Source organism: Phenylobacterium sp., from assembly GCF_041916435.1.
Lineage (GTDB): Bacteria > Pseudomonadota > Alphaproteobacteria > Caulobacterales > Caulobacteraceae > Phenylobacterium.
Genome location: NZ_JAYRZM010000005.1, coordinates 329,138 through 341,581 on the forward strand (window position 1 = coordinate 329,138; position 12,444 = coordinate 341,581).

General features: G+C 70.5%; 13 protein-coding genes. 6 read left to right on the forward strand and 7 right to left on the reverse strand.

Annotated elements, in window-relative coordinates:
• Positions 1-292 precede the first annotated feature (292 nt).
• Positions 293-1,336, forward strand: a complete 1,044-nt coding sequence (locus ACE3TA_RS15985; RefSeq protein WP_374575292.1) for a cell wall hydrolase — start codon at positions 293-295, stop codon at positions 1,334-1,336.
• Positions 1,337-1,352: 16 nt separating this feature from the next.
• Here the strand turns inward: ACE3TA_RS15985 and ACE3TA_RS15990 are convergent, their stop codons facing one another.
• Both ACE3TA_RS15990 and ACE3TA_RS15995 read right to left on the reverse strand, forming a co-directional pair.
• Entirely contained in the window at positions 1,353-2,102 is a 750-nt protein-coding gene (locus tag ACE3TA_RS15990) for a creatininase family protein (RefSeq protein ID WP_374575293.1), read from the reverse strand.
• Positions 2,103-2,135: 33 nt separating this feature from the next.
• Complete coding sequence (locus ACE3TA_RS15995; RefSeq protein ID WP_374575294.1) at positions 2,136-2,780, reverse strand: TetR/AcrR family transcriptional regulator; 645 nt, start codon at positions 2,778-2,780, stop codon at positions 2,136-2,138.
• A gap of 75 nt (positions 2,781-2,855) precedes the next feature.
• On the opposite strand from ACE3TA_RS15995, the gene ACE3TA_RS16000 reads away from it, so the two are divergent.
• The 5 genes from ACE3TA_RS16000 (at position 2,856) to ACE3TA_RS16020 (ending at position 8,025) form a co-directional block, all read left to right on the forward strand.
• Positions 2,856-3,203 carry a darcynin family protein gene (locus ACE3TA_RS16000; protein WP_374575295.1) on the forward strand — a complete coding sequence of 116 codons (348 nt, stop codon included), beginning with the start codon at positions 2,856-2,858 and terminating at the stop codon, positions 3,201-3,203.
• A gap of 135 nt (positions 3,204-3,338) precedes the next feature.
• On the forward strand, positions 3,339-5,273 hold the full coding sequence (gene acs / locus ACE3TA_RS16005) for an acetate--CoA ligase (protein ID WP_374575296.1): 1,935 nt from the start codon (positions 3,339-3,341) through the stop codon (positions 5,271-5,273).
• 10 nt (positions 5,274-5,283) lie between these two features.
• Positions 5,284-6,267 carry a small ribosomal subunit Rsm22 family protein gene (locus ACE3TA_RS16010; protein WP_374575297.1) on the forward strand — a complete coding sequence of 328 codons (984 nt, stop codon included), beginning with the start codon at positions 5,284-5,286 and terminating at the stop codon, positions 6,265-6,267.
• Between the two features lie 218 nt (positions 6,268-6,485).
• Positions 6,486-7,223, forward strand: a complete 738-nt coding sequence (locus tag ACE3TA_RS16015; protein WP_374575298.1) for a helix-turn-helix transcriptional regulator — start codon at positions 6,486-6,488, stop codon at positions 7,221-7,223.
• A gap of 91 nt (positions 7,224-7,314) precedes the next feature.
• Positions 7,315-8,025 (forward strand): hypothetical protein, encoded by a 711-nt coding sequence (locus ACE3TA_RS16020; RefSeq protein WP_374575299.1) that lies wholly within the window; start codon positions 7,315-7,317, stop codon positions 8,023-8,025.
• 118 nt (positions 8,026-8,143) lie between these two features.
• Here ACE3TA_RS16020 and leuB read toward each other — a convergent pair whose 3' ends face one another.
• From leuB to leuC, 5 genes are read right to left on the reverse strand one after another with little or no spacing between them, the layout of a single operon-like run.
• A complete protein-coding gene (gene leuB / locus ACE3TA_RS16025; protein ID WP_374575300.1) occupies positions 8,144-9,196 on the reverse strand; it encodes a 3-isopropylmalate dehydrogenase in 1,053 nt (350 codons plus the stop codon).
• 12 nt (positions 9,197-9,208) lie between these two features.
• Positions 9,209-9,508 carry a putative quinol monooxygenase gene (locus ACE3TA_RS16030; RefSeq protein WP_374575301.1) on the reverse strand — a complete coding sequence of 100 codons (300 nt, stop codon included), beginning with the start codon at positions 9,506-9,508 and terminating at the stop codon, positions 9,209-9,211.
• Positions 9,508-10,119: a 3-isopropylmalate dehydratase small subunit gene (gene leuD, locus ACE3TA_RS16035; protein WP_374575302.1), complete on the reverse strand. Its 612-nt coding sequence runs from the start codon at positions 10,117-10,119 to the stop codon at positions 9,508-9,510. The genes ACE3TA_RS16030 and leuD overlap by 1 nt, the downstream gene beginning before the upstream one ends.
• Entirely contained in the window at positions 10,119-10,991 is an 873-nt protein-coding gene (locus ACE3TA_RS16040; protein ID WP_374575303.1) for a VOC family protein, read from the reverse strand. The genes leuD and ACE3TA_RS16040 overlap by 1 nt, the downstream gene beginning before the upstream one ends.
• The gene (leuC, locus tag ACE3TA_RS16045) at positions 10,991-12,400 is read right to left on the reverse strand and encodes a 3-isopropylmalate dehydratase large subunit (protein WP_374575304.1); all 1,410 of its coding nucleotides are present in this window, start codon (positions 12,398-12,400) and stop codon (positions 10,991-10,993) included. The genes ACE3TA_RS16040 and leuC overlap by 1 nt, the downstream gene beginning before the upstream one ends.
• Positions 12,401-12,444 lie beyond the last annotated feature (44 nt).

Genomic DNA, 12,444 nt, shown 5'->3' on the forward strand with positions numbered 1-12,444 from the left:
GCGTTTAGGTGTTCGAGCGCGGGGGATTGCAGCCTCCGAAGACCGGCTTCGCCTGAAGCGGGAATTCTTCTTGGAGACGCTGCGATGCTGTCAGTCGTGCAGAGTATGCGTGCGGGTCGAATCTGGGCCATGTGCGCAACTGTTCTGTCGCTGACGTGCACGGACACGTTGGACATGGTTCTGAACGGGTAGTCCGATCGTGATGCATATTTCTCGGCTCCGGGCCTGGCTTGAATTGGCCACGCAGAATGCAGCCCATCGACTGGCCCAGATCGCTCGCGGTCTTGGCGAAATGTCCCACAAGACCGCCTCCGGCGCGGTCGCGCTGCAACTGGCGGGCGTGTGGCTGGCGTCCGGCCTGCTGGTGGTCGGAGCCGCGCCGGCGCCCGGCGGCGCCCCGGCGGCGCGCAGCGTCGACAAGGCGATGGTCGCCCTGACCGCGAACCACCAGGCCGAGGTGGTCAAAGCCGTGGCGGTCGACCCGCCGACGGTGCTGCGCCTGCAGGACCTGACGCCGGACCAGGCGCGGGTCTGGAACGCGTCCAACCCGGTCTCCAAGGCGCCCAATCCGGCGGCCAAGCCGTTCCACCTGGACGCGGTGGGCATGCTGGACGAAGCGCGCGCCGTCGATTGCCTGGCCGCGGCCGTCTACTACGAGGCCGGCTACGAGAGCCTGGACGGCCAACGGGCCGTGGCCCAGGTGGTGCTCAACCGCCTGCGTCATCCGGCCTATCCGAAAACCGTCTGCGGCGTCGTCTTCCAGGGCTCGGAGCGCATGACCGGCTGCCAGTTCACCTTCACCTGCGACGGCTCGCTCAAGCGCGAGCCGACCGAGGCGGGTTGGGAGCGTTCCCGCCAGGTGGCCGAGGCCGCGCTCGACGGCTACGTGATGAAGAAGGTGGGCAACGCCACGCACTATCACGCGGTTTATGTGGCCCCCTACTGGAGCCCCAACCTGGTCAAGGTGGCCACCATCGGCGCACACGTCTTCTACCGCTGGACGGGCGGCTGGGGCCTGCCGCCGGCCTTCAGCGGCAGCTACGCCGGCAACGAGGCCGACAGCGTGAAGATCGCCGCCCTCGACAGGATTTCCGGCGGCGCGACCGTGGAGATCGCCGATCCCGCGCCGGCCAGGCCCATGGCGGCCGAACCGCCCAAGGTCGACGTGCAACCGGCCGCCACCGTGGCCGCCGCCTCCAAGCCCATCGAAATGGTCTCGGCCGCCGACGTGGCCAAGGACGCGGCCGACATCGTCCCGGCCGAGGACCTGGATTGGACCGGTCAGCCCAAGGATCGCGGGCCCGCCCGGATCGCCATGCCCTCGATGTCGTTCTAGGCCGCGCGCGGACCGGTCAGTCGGGGACGACCTCGGCCGAAAACGCCGCCACGTCCTCCAGCAGCCCCTTGGCCCCCAGCGCCACCAGCTCGCCGCCCTTCTCCGCCGTCGCCTGCAGCGGGTCCGAGCCCATGCGGCCGTCCGGATAGCGGGAGCGGAAATCCAGCGCCTCGCGGATCGGCCCAGTCGGCGCGACGCGGGGGGCGTAGTTGGCGGTCTTGATGCTGTCCGGATAGGCCCACTGGGTGACCGCGATTTCCGAGGGCGTGGCGTGGCTGCCGTGGCCCACGGGGAACTGGCGGTTGGCGAGCGCGGTCACGCCCTTCAGGTCCCACCAGTTCTTCAGCTTCAGCGCGAAGCCGCGCTTGCGGCCGGAAAAGCTGGCCTCGGCGTAGAGCTCGGAGAAGGCCGCCTCGATGGTGGCCACGTTGCCGCCGTGGCCGTTCAGGAAATAGATCTTCTCGAAGCCGTGCGCGCCCAGCGAGCGGCACCAGTCGCCGATGGCGGCGATGAAGGTGGTGGGCCGCAGCGAGATCGTGCCGGGAAAGCCCAGGTGGTGCTGGGCCATGCCGATGTTGAAGGTGGGCGCCACCAGGATGTCGCCGCTCTTCTGCGCCTCGTGGGCGATGATCTCCGGGCACAGCCAGTCGGTGCCCAGAAGGCCCGTGGGGCCGTGCTGCTCGTTGGAGCCGATGGGCACCACCACCGTTTTCGACCGCTCCAGGAAGGCTTCGATCTCGGACCAGGTGGACAGGTGCAGCAGCATGGGAAGCTCCGGGGAGAGAGTATATCCAGCGTTCTAGACCCGCTCCGCCGGGGAAGGCGAGGGGGCCTCTTGGCCCGGCGCGGCGGACATGAGCTGCAGATAGCCCAGCACGGCGGCGGCCACGCGCCGCTCCAGATCCTCCACGGCGCCGCGCTCCAGCGCCCCGTCGATCAGGCCGCGGGCGATGTGCATCGCGTCCCCGGCGGCGTTGGGGCCGGAAAAGCCCCGCTCGGCGAGGAAGGCCGAAAGGATCGCGGCCACGCCGGCGTCGGCGTCCTCGGCCTCGCCGGAAAGGCCCAGGCGCCGCTCCTCGAAGTCCAGGATCCGCGCCAGGCGGGGGCGGGCGGCCTGATGGGCCACGGCTGTCGCGGCCAGGACGGCGATCGCCTCGGCCAGCGGCGGGCCGGAGGCGGCGCGGGCCGCCTCGTCCAGCCGTTCGCGAAAGGCCTGGGCCTCGCGCCGGATCAGCCCGGCCATGATCGCGTCCTTGCCCGGGAAGTACTGGTAGAGCGAGCCGACGCTGACCCCCGCCGCGCCGGCGACGGCGTTGGTGTTGAAGCCCTCCAGCCCCTCGGTCTCCAGGATGCGAGCCGCGCCCTCCAGGATCGCGGCCACGGTCTGGCGCGCGCGGCCCTGGGCCGGGCGTTTCCTTGGGGCGACGACGGGCGGAGCGGCCATGGCGGAATGCGAGCAGCGGCGATGAGTATTTACTCGTATCATAAAGCCGTTGAAAATCAAAAGATCGAGGCTCAGATGCCGGACGCCCCCGTCTTCACCTTCTTCGTCATGCTGCGCGCCGCGCCCGCCTGGCTCGCCCTGTCCCGCCCCGCGCGCGGGGGCTATGTCGACGAGGCCGTGCGGCCGCTCTTCGCGCGCTATCCGGCGGTGAGCCTGCGCTTCTTCGACGCCGAGGCGTTCAGCGGCCGCTGCAGCGACATGGCCATGTTCCAGACCGCCGACCTTCGCCAGTACTACTTCCTGATCGAGGCCCTGCGCGACGAGGCCTTCTTCGGCCTGCCCTACTTCGAGGTGCTCGACATCATTCCCGCCGTCGAGGACGGCTATGTCGACTACGAGCGCGCGGCGGCCGCGGCGGCGTGATTGTCGCGCCGCGCGACAGCGGCGTCGATTTTCCGCGTCGCCGGCCGCCCTTCGCGCGTTTGATCTGCGTCGATGCGGTTGCGCGCGGCCCCGCTTGCCGCTTAATCGCAGGCTAGCAATTAGGGAGCGCGCACCATGAGCGACGGCGAAGTTTTTCCGGTTCCCGAGGCGTGGGCCAAGCGGGCGCATATGGACGCCGCCGGCTACGACGCGGCCGTCAAGCGCGTGGAGTCCGATCCTGAAGGCTACTGGCGCGAGCTGGCGCAGCGGCTGGACTGGATCAAGTTCCCGACCCAGATCAAGGACGTCTCCTTCGACAAGGAGGACTTCCACATCCGCTGGTACGGCGACGGGGAGCTGAACGTCTCGGCCAACTGCCTGGACCGGCACCTTGAGACCCGCGGCGACCAGGTGGCGATCATCTGGGAAGCCGACGACGGCGAATACAACACCATGACCTACCGGCGGCTGCATTCAGAGACCTGCCGGATGGCCAACGTGCTGAAGGCCAAGGGGGTCAAGAAGGGCGACCGCGTCACCATCTACCTGCCGATGATCCCGCAGGCGGCCATCGCCATGCTGGCCTGCGCGCGGATCGGGGCGGTGCACTCGGTGGTGTTCGGCGGCTTCTCGCCGGATTCCATCGCCGACCGCATCAAGGACTGCGAATCGAAGATCGTCATCACCGCCGACGAGGGCCTGCGCGGCGGCCGCGTCGTGCCGCTGAAGCTCAATGTCGACGAGGCGCTGAAGTCCTGCCCGGAGGTCACCGACGTGATCGTCGTGCGCCGCACCAAGGCCGACGTGCCGATGGTCGCCGGGCGCGACGCCTTCTATTCGGACCTGAAGGCCACCGTGTCGGACGCGTGCGAGCCGGAGCCGATGGGCGCGGAGGATCCGCTGTTCATCCTCTACACCTCCGGCTCCACCGGAAAGCCCAAGGGCGTCCTGCACAGCTCCGGCGGCTACCTGACCTGGGCCAGCCACACCCATGAGCTGGTGTTCGACTACCGCCCGGGCGAGGTCTTCTGGTGCACCGCCGACATCGGCTGGGTGACGGGCCACTCCTATGTGGTCTACGGCCCGCTGGCCAACGGCGCGACCACCGTGATCTTCGAGGGCGTGCCGAACTATCCCGACAATTCCCGCTTCTGGGAGGTCGTCGACAAGCACAAGGTGGAGATCTTCTACACCGCGCCCACGGCGATCCGTTCGCTGATGCGCGACGGCGAGGAGCCGGTGAAGCGCACCTCGCGCGCCTCGCTGCGGCTGTTGGGCACGGTGGGCGAGCCGATCAATCCGGAAGCCTGGCTCTGGTACTACCGCGTGGTGGGCGAGGAGCGCTGCCCGATCGTCGACACCTATTGGCAGACCGAGACCGGCGGGTGCCTGGCCAGCCCGCTGCCGGGCGCCACGCCGATGAAGCCCGGCTCCTGCGCCAAGCCGCTGCCGGGGATCAAGTTCCAGCTGGTCGACGCCGAGGGCCGGCCGCTGGAGGGCGCGACCACCGGCAACCTGTGCATCACCGATAGCTGGCCGGGGCAGATGCGCACGGTCTATGGCGACCACGAGCGCTTCTTCAACACCTACTTCTCTACCTATCCCGGCAAGTACTTCACCGGCGACGGCTGCCGCCGCGACGAGGACGGCTACTACTGGATCACCGGCCGGGTGGACGACGTGATCAACGTCTCCGGCCACCGGCTGGGCACCGCGGAGATCGAAAGCGCGCTGGTCGAGCACCAGGCCGTGGCCGAGGCCGCGGTGGTCGGCTTCCCGCACGACATCAAGGGCCAGGCCATCTACTGCTTCGTCACGCTGAAGGCCGACGTCGAGGCCACCGACATCCTGCAGGCTGAGCTGAAGGGCTGGATCCGCCGGGAGATCGGTCCGTTCGCCGCGCCGGAGGCGGTGCAATTCGCGCCGGGCCTGCCCAAGACGCGCTCGGGCAAGATCATGCGCCGCATCCTGCGCAAGATCGCCGAGAACGACACCTCCAACCTGGGCGACACCACCACGCTCGCCGACCCGTCGGTGGTGGACGACCTGCTCAAGAACCGCCTGGGCTGATCGGCGCGCCTTGGGCCCGGAGCTTCCCGCCGCCCTGAGCGCGGCCGCCGAGGCCCTGCTCGAGGGCGCCTCGCGGCGCGACCTCGCCCAGCGCTCGGCGCGGGTGTCCACCGCCTACCGCGGGGGCAAGACCTCCGGCTCGGCCATCGTCGAGGCGGCGGACGCGGCGGCCTATGTCACCGCGCGGTTGCCGGCGACCTATGCGGCCGCGGCGGCGGCCCTCGCCGAGGCGGCCGACATGGCCCCGGATTTCGCGCCCCGCTCCCTGCTGGACGCGGGCGCCGGGCCCGGCGGGGCGAGCTGGGCCGCGCTGGGCGTATGGCCGGGGATCGAGGCCGTCACCCTGGTGGACGCCAACCCCGTGTTCCTGGACATGGCCCGGCGGCTGGCGGGAGCCGGGCCCGAGCCGCTCGCCCGGGCGGATCTGCGGCGTGCAGACCTGACCTCGCCCGGCGAGGGCTGGCCGCGCGCCGACCTGGTGGTGACCAGCTACGCCCTGGCCGAGATCGCGCCCGAGCGGCTGGAGGCGGTGGTCGCCGCCCTGTGGGAGGCTTGCGCCGGCCTCCTGGTGATCGTCGAGCCGGGAACGCCGGCCGGCGCCGCCCGGATACGCGCATCGCGCGAGTTGCTGATCCGCGCCGGCGCCGTCACCGCGGCCCCTTGTCCGCACGACCAGGCCTGTCCGATGACCGCGCCGGGCTGGTGCCATTTCTCCCGGCGGTTGCCGCGCCGGCGTGATCACCGCCTGGCGAAAGGGGCGGACGCGCCCTTCGAGGACGAGAAATACGCCTATGTGGTCCTCGCCCGGCCCGACCTCGCGATCGCGGCCCGCACGGCGCGCGTGATCGCGCCTCCGCGTTCGAGCAAGCCCGGGTTGACCTTCGATCTGTGCGGTCCGGACGGCCTGGAGCGCCGGTTCGTGGCCAAGCGCGACCGGACGGCCTTCGCCGCGAGCCGGCGACTCGGCTGGGGAGACCGTTTCGGATTTCAGTGATCTGTGAACGCGTTACACCGCGCAACTCAAGCCGCGATTTGGCCACTTGGTGCGCGCCATGCGTGTGATCAATGGGCGCCAGTTGTCGCAGGGGGTGGAAATTCGCGTCGCGGCAGATGGACAGGGCGGACATACAACCTTAACGCTAATGGCCGGCGGCAGGGGGTTGTCCGAATGCGTAACAGGGGCGGGCTGAAGTTTGCGCGCGCCGCGACGGCATGAGTCCGGCGGAGGCGGCGACCCTCAAGTTCTTTCAAGAGGCGGCCCAGGCCTCGAACCTGGAAGCGCTGGTGGAGAGCTTCGGCGAGTGCGTCACGGCGCACGGCTTCCATCGCGCCACGCTCGTGCGGCTGGCGACTCCGGGCCAGCCCGTGCAGCCGAAGCTGCTGTTCCACTGGCATGCGACCGGCTGGACCGAGCGCTACGCCAGCGAGAAGCTCTACCGGATCGATCCGACCATCCAGGCCGTGTTCAGCGCCGTCGAGCCGTTCAGCCTGGACGAGGTGGAGGCGCGGACGGGCGCCCGCGACAGGGCCGGCGTCTTCGGCGGCCTGTTCGCCACGGGCGTCAGCAACGCCCTGATCGTGCCGGTCCATGGCCCGCTGGGCGAGGTGCTGGCCGTCACCCTGGCCAGCGAGACCCTGGCCGAGTTCGCTCCGGACCTGCGCCAGCGGATGCACGTGGCCGCCAGCCTGTTCGCCACCTGCGGCCTGACCCTTATCGAGCGGGAGGAGGAGCCGGTCGCGCCGGGTCTGACGCGTCGCGAAATCCAGTGCGTCTACTGGGTGGCGGAGGGCAAGTCGGACTGGGAGATCGGCCGCATCCTCGGCATCTCCGAGGAGACCGTGGCCTGGCACGTGCAGAACGCCAAGAAGAAGCTGGGCGTGTCGCGCCGCGCCCAGATGTCCGGCGCCGCCTGGCGGCGCGGCCTGCTGCTCGACGAATCCAACGATTAAGGACCGGTCCGCGCCGGTCTCCAACCCCCCTTTCGTGTAGGTGACCGCCCTCGTCGGTAGCGCCGAACATCGCCCGCGAGGGGCGGTCTCAATGATCCACGTCGTTAATCCGGACAACCGCGAGCTCTACGCCAGGGAGTTCGAGCGCCTGTATGAGCTGGCCGGCGACGACGCCGCGCGCCGGGCGGCGCTGGAGGGCGGGCCCGGCGTCGTCCATCTGCTGGCCCTGGACGACGACGGCGCGCTGGAGTTCGCCTGCCGGCTCAGGTCCTCGAGCGTCGGCAGCACGCTCGCCGAGCGCGCGCCGTGGCTGGTCGCAGGCGGCGTGGAGGCGGTCGTGTCGCCTGAGGTGTGGGAACGCACGTCCATCTACGCCAAGCCCGGCCTCTGCGCGCCGGATCTGCGGATGCTGGAGCGCCGCGGCGAGCTGCGCCTGGCGGCTCTGGAGGAGGTGCGCGACCAGGGCGCCGAGCGCATCGTCGAGATCGTCCCCAGCGCCAGCCTGGTGACGACCTTGCGCAGCGGCTGGCGGGTGCGGCTGCTGGGACTTCCCGGCGTGCTGGACGGCGCGCCCGTCGTCGCCGTCGAGGTCGACGCCTCGCCGGCCGCCGCCGCCGACCTGCGCGAGCGTCTGGCCGGCGCGGCGGGCGGCCGGCTGCGCCTCAGCGCCGCCGCCGCGCCGTCGGTGGCCCCCAGGGAGATCGAGGCGTTCCTCAAGGCGGCCCAGCAGATCGACCCCGACAATCTGCAACCCCTGCTGATCGCCCTGCGCGCAGCCGTCGCCGACGACGCCGACGGCTGAGGCGCCTCGCCCGCCCGGCGCGCGCCATCTACGCCGCCCACGGCTTCAAGCTGGTCGAGGCGACGCCCCACACCCTGATCGGCCTGCCGCTGGTGGGCGAGACCTGGGAGCTGGAGCTCTAGAGCGCCGCCAGCACCGCATCGCCCATCTGGGCGGTGGAGAGGCCGCCGCCCAGGTCGCGGGTGCGTGCGCCGTCGGCCAGGGCCTTGTCCACCGCGGCGAACAGGCGGTCGGCCTCGGCGGGCCGGCCAAGCGACCAGCGCAGCGCCATCTCGAACGACAGGATCGCCGCCAGCGGATTGGCCAGGCCCTGGCCGGCGATGTCCGGCGCCGAACCGTGGATCGGCTCGTAGAGCCCCGGCTTGCCCGCCGCGCCCAGGGCCGCCGACGGCAGCATGCCGAGCGAGCCGGTGAGCTGGGCGGCCTCGTCCGACAGGATGTCGCCGAACAGGTTGTCGGTGACGATCACGTCGAACTGCTTGGGATTCTTGACGATCTGCATGGCCGCGTTGTCGGCCAGGATGTGCTCCAGCTCCACGTCCGCGTAGTCGCGCTTGTGCAGGTCGGTGACGACCTCGCGCCACAAAAGGCCGCTGTCCATCACGTTGGACTTCTCGGCGGAGTGGACCTTGTTGCGGCGCTTGCGGGCCAGCTCGAAGGCCACGCGCGCGACGCGCTCGATCTCGGCGGTGGTGTAGACCTGGGTGTCGACGGCGCGCTTGCCGCCGCCCGGCAGGTCCTCGATGAACCGCGGCTGGCCAAAGTAGATGCCGCCCGTCAGTTCACGGACGAACATCAGGTCCAGGCCCTCCACCAGCTCGCGCTTGAGGCTGGAGGCGTCGGCCAGCGGACCAAAGCACAGCGCCGGGCGCAGGTTGGCGAACACGTCCATCTCCGCGCGCAGGCGCAGGAGCCCGGCCTCGGGGCGCTTGTCGCGCGGAACGTCCTTCCACTTCGGGCCGCCCACCGCGCCCATCAGCACCGCCTTGGCCGCCTTGGCCGCGGCCAGCGCCTCGTCGCTCAAGGGCGTTCCGTGGGCGTCGTAGCTCGCGCCGCCGAACAGGCGCTCGTCGAGGGTCAGGTCGGGCGTCAGGCGCTCGGCCACGCGGCGCACCTGGGCCGTCACCTCCGGCCCGATGCCGTCGCCGGGCAGGAGAAGCAGGTCGGTCATGGAAAGGTCCTGTCAGAGAGCTCGCTGGGCGGCGATGTCGTAGGCGAAGAGCCGCCGGTCGGAAACCCCGAAGCCGGGCCAGGCCGCGCGCCACGTCGCCATGTGCGGGGTCTGGAAGTGCGCGTCGAGGGCGGCCTGGTCGCGCCAGGCCTCGAAGACGCGGATGAGCCCGGGCTCGGCCACGTCCTCGGCGTAGGAATATTCGATGCAGCCGTCCTCGGCCCTGCTGGCCTCCAGCATGGCCAGCATATGCGGGCGGAACCGTTCCAGGTTCTCCGGCGGCACGCGCACCGTGCCGGCGATGGCCAGCATCAGGCGTCCTCCAGCCACGGCTGGGCGATCGCCCGGCGCTCCTCGAAGACGTCGATGGCGGCGGCCTGCTGCAGGGTTTCGCCGATGGCGTCCAGGCCCTTGAGCATCTTTTCCTTGCGGGCCGGGTCGATGTCGAAGCGGAAGGTCTGGCCCGACGGCGAGACCACCTTCTGCGCCTCCAGGTCGACGGTCACCATGTGGTTGCCGCCCTTGGCCTCGTCCATCAGCGCCTGCACCTCGTCGGCCTTCAGCACCACGGGCAACAGGCCGTTCTGGAAGCAGTTGTTGTAGAAGATGTCGGCGAAGCTGGTGGAGATCACGCAATGGACGCCGAAGTCCATCAGCGCCCAGGGCGCGTGCTCGCGCGAGGAGCCGCAGCCGAAATTGTCGCCGGCCACCAGCACGCCCACGCCCTTGTACTCCGGCTTGTTGAGCACGAAGTCGGGCTTCTCGCGGCCCTGCTCGTCGAAGCGGAAGTCGTAGAACAGCCCCTTGCCCAGGCCCTCGCGCTCCACGGTCTTGAGGAACTGCTTGGGGATGATCTGGTCGGTGTCGATGTTGGCCAAGGGCAGCGGGGCCAGCTTGGCGTCCAGCTTGGTGAAGGCTTGCATCAGACGCGCTCCATCTGGGGTTCGGCGCTCAGCATGAGCGTGGGCACGCCCGCCGGGGCGTCGCGCACGGTGAAGACATGGGTGCCCGGTTTGCGGCCGACGCGCACTTCCGAGACGTTGAAGCCGGCCTCGGCCATGCGGGCCTGGGCGGCCTGCGGATCGGTCACGCGCCAGGCCAGGCCGCCGAAGCGGTCGGGCTTGTCGGCGTCGGCCGGTTTGAGGCTGGCGGCGGCCTCGATGACGGCCTCGCCGGCCTTGAAGAACATCTGCCGCGCGCCCCATTGCGGGTTCTCGCGATCCAGCCGCAGGTCCAGGCCCAGCTTCGCGCCATAGATCGCCACGGTGCGGTCGGGATGGGAGGTGCCGACCACCACGTGGTCCAGCTTCTCCACCGGCGCGGGGCCGGCGGCCTCGGAGAGCGGCCAGGCGACGCCGTCGCGGGGCTGGGCGATCAGCAGGATCTGCAGCCCGCCGGTGTCGGCCGGATCGAGGTTGGACCCCAGCCAATAGCGCTTGCGCCCGTCGTCGTGGGTGGAGCGGGTCAGGGCCGGTGCGGTTCCCTTGACGCCCCGCCGGTTCACCAGCCTGGCGAACGGCTCCAGGTCCTCGACCGTCTCGCCGACGGTGAAGGCCACGGCCCAGATCCCCTCGCCGTGCGCATCCAGGTGCGCGCGCATCTTGTCGCCGAACGCGCCCTCGCCGTGCGGGCTGATCACGTCCAGCGCCATGTTGGGGAACTGGAACCAGGCGTGGCGCGCGCCGCCGTCGCCGCCGATCCAGTTAGGCTCGACGCCCAGGAGCCGCCTGTAGCCGTCGACCGCCGCGTCGAGATCGCGGACCGCCAGGGCGACATGGTCCAGCCCCGTGATCATCAGATGAAGTCCCTGACGTCGGCGATGCGGCCGGCGATGGCGGCGGCGGCGGCCATGGCCGGGCTCATCAGGTGGGTGCGCCCGCCGCGGCCCTGCCGGCCCTCGAAGTTGCGGTTCGAGGTCGAGGCGCAGCGCTCGCCCGGCGACAGCTTGTCCGGGTTCATGCCCAGGCACATCGAGCAGCCCGGTTCGCGCCAGTCGAAGCCGGCGGCCTTGAAGATCTCGTCCAGGCCCTCTTCCTCGGCCTGGGCCTTCACCAGGCCGGAGCCCGGCACCACCATGGCCCGAACGCCGGGCGCCACTTGGCGGCCTTCTGCGATCTTGGCGGCCGAGCGCAGGTCTTCGATGCGGCTGTTGGTGCACGAGCCGATGAAGACCACGTCGATCTTGGCCTCGCTGATCGGTTGGCCGGCGGACAGGCCCATGTAGTCGAGCGCGCGCGCGGCCGAGGCGCGCTTGTCGGCGCTGGCGAAGCTTTCCGGCGCGGGCACGGCGCCGGTCACCGCGACCACGTCCTCGGGGCTGGTGCCCCAGGTGACCAGCGGGGCGATCTGGGCCGCGTCGATGGTGATCTCGCGGTCCCAGACGGCGTCCTCGTCGGAGTAGAGGCTCTTCCAGTAGTTGAGCGCCATCTCCCAGGCGCCGCCCTTGGGCGTGGCCGGCCGGCCGGCCATGTAGGCGAAGGTGGTCTCGTCCGGCGCGATCAGGCCCGCGCGCGCCCCGCCCTCGATGGTCAGGTTGCACAGGGTCATGCGCCCTTCCATGGAAAGCGCGCGCACCGCCGAGCCGGCGTATTCGATGACGTAGCCGGTGCCGCCGGCGGTGCCGATCTCGCCGATCACCGCCAGGGCGAAGTCCTTGGCGCCGACGCCGGGGGCGGGTTCGCCCTCGATGTTGACCCGGAAGTTCTTCGACTTCTTGGCGCGCAGGGTCTGGGTCGCCAGCACGTGCTCGACCTCGGAGGTGCCGATGCCGTGCGCCAGGGCGCCGAACGCGCCGTGGGTCGAGGTGTGGGAATCGCCGCAGACGATGGTCATGCCCGGCTGGGTGCGACCCTGCTCGGGACCGACCACGTGGACGATGCCGTTCCGGATGTCGCCCATCGCGAAGAATTCGATGCCGTTGTCCTTGACGTTGCGCTCCAGGGTCTGGAGCTGCAGACGCGCCTCCTCGTCGGCGACGGCCTCCACGCCCTTGGCCTGTCCCTCGGTGGGCACGTTGTGGTCGGCCACCGCGAGCGTGCGGTCCGGACGGCGCACGGGGCGATGCGCGGCGCGAAGGCCGGCGAAGGCCTGTGGCGTCGTCACCTCGTGGATCAGGTGCAGGTCGATATAGATGATGGCCTCGCCGTCCTGTTCGCCGACGACGTGGGCATCCCAGATCTTGTCATAGAGGGTCTTGCCGGACATGGATGGCATGTAGGGCGGGGACCCGGCGCAAGTCCAGTGCTGCA